The following is a 1,745-nucleotide window of genomic DNA, read 5'->3' on the forward strand; positions in this document are numbered from 1 at the left end:
GCTGTGTGCGCCCAGGTGCGCAGGCCCATCATGCTCTCGTCAGACTGACAGCCAGCGGGTGAGGGCGGCATGCCCCGCATCAGGCCGGCGGTGGTGAGGGGCGTCCGCCCCAGGACCTCACCGACCTGGTGCTGCCGGCCGAGTGCGCGCGGATGCCCTTTTCACTTCGGATGCGGGCGCGCTCGCGGCGTTCGGCGGCCAGGACGTCGCAGTGGCGGGCGTTGGCGTTACGCCAACCCAGGTAGGAGTGCAGGGCCCGAGTCTGCACGGTGTGGTTGAGTGGTTCGAGTTGACGATGATGAACTGTCGAAGGGGTCCGAAGTGGGCTTCGATCGGGTTTACCCAGGAGGCGTAGGTCACCGTGCCGCCCGGCCCGACGGCGCCCTGTGCTTCACCCCGGTGCCTCTGTGGGCGGGCAAGTTGTCCAGGGGCACGTAGATCGGGGATCGGCTTCAGCGCGGGCAACGTGTGGGCGGCACCCTTCTTGCGGCGATTGACGCCCCACAGGCGCCGCAACTTCACCGCGGGCACACCGAACACGAAGAACAAGGCCGTCCGACATCTGCAGAGCCCGGCCCTGCACCAGCACCAGCGATTAGTTATGGGTGGGGTGTTGGCTGGGGGGGTTGGCGATGATGCTGCCCAGAGGGTGATGGGGCTGGGCGGGTTCCGGGATGGACGAGACACGTCATCTTCGCGGTATTACTCAAGGGCTGATACCACATCGCAGCCACTTCCCTGACGAACTTGTACTGGCCAGGTCCGATCATGACGGGATGAGCATCGCCGACAACGTATGGCATGCCCACCGAAAAAGGAGGTATATGGAACCTGCCGTCTATGGCCATCTCTGTTTCGCTGCAGTTGACAATGGGTTGAGACGGCGTCGAATAAGTGGCCGGGTCGGCAGCGTGTGCTGGACTGGCACCGAAGGCCGCGCAAAGGGCTGCGGCCGTTACAGCGATAGATGTAGCCACTGACTTACGGGTAATTTTCACATTGCACCCAACGTCGACAGTCACACGGAGCGTCAGGCACGCTTCGGCGGCGGCCGACTGCAACTCCGATGCCTACTAACCGTCATGGTAGACGCAAACTCGCGCCGACCGACCCTGCACTTTGTCAAAATCGTGGTGACAGGCTTACGCCTATTGCGATGGTTGAGTTGTGCTTGATCAGTTGATTTCGAGAGCGTCTGCCCGTCTGATCAGATCGGCTGCGATGTCGTCCCAATCCGGGCCGTGCCGCCACAAATTCTCGGCGGCCTCCCGCAGGAGCGCCGGCTCGTCCGATCGCTGCAAGAGGACCAGCCGATACGCCAGATTCCGGACCCAGACCGGCAGATGTCCGTCAACCACGTGCGGGCACAGCTCACGCAGCATGGCGAGAATCGCCTCCGCGTCAGCGAACGTCATTTCCTCGACGAAGCAGGACTCCCGGTGTTCGAGGCTGCATTCCGGCGTGGCGCCGTATTCGTCGCCGTAGAGGCACCGGGCGTACTCCGTCAGGGTGCGGTGCATGTACGCGGAGCCTACGCCGCGATCCGTCGGCCGGCCTCCAGTCCCATGGATCGGCAGATCACAAGTAGGCAACGTGGTCCACCGACACGGACGATGGTCCTGCGCGGGCTCTGCAGCAACACCCAAGGCCCAGTGGGCCAGGGAGCCGAAGCATCCGGCGGTGCTGATTGTGGTGGTGCGGCGCATAAGCTGCCCGCCCTGGAGGCCCTCTCGGCCGGCTACCGG

General features: G+C 64.2%; 1 protein-coding gene and 1 pseudogene. Both read right to left on the reverse strand.

Features of this window, described 5'->3' with window-relative positions:
* Nucleotides 1-79: 79 nt before the first annotated feature.
* A pseudogene (locus tag AB0N17_RS46490) lies at nucleotides 80-507 on the reverse strand (IS630 family transposase); the annotation flags it as partial.
* Nucleotides 508-1,175: 668 nt separating this feature from the next.
* Nucleotides 1,176-1,520 carry a hypothetical protein gene (locus AB0N17_RS46495; protein ID WP_366017704.1) on the reverse strand — a complete coding sequence of 115 codons (345 nt, stop codon included), beginning with the start codon at nucleotides 1,518-1,520 and terminating at the stop codon, nucleotides 1,176-1,178.
* Nucleotides 1,521-1,745: the final 225 nt, after the last annotated feature.

The organism is Streptomyces sp. NPDC051133 (assembly GCF_040682635.1).
GTDB lineage: Bacteria > Actinomycetota > Actinomycetes > Streptomycetales > Streptomycetaceae > Streptomyces.

What these genes read in the sequence shown, in the direction of transcription:
- AB0N17_RS46495 (WP_366017704.1), bottom strand. Translation starts at nt 1,520, where the DNA reads ATGCACCGCACCCTGACGGAGTACGCCCGGTGCCTCTACGGCGACGAA.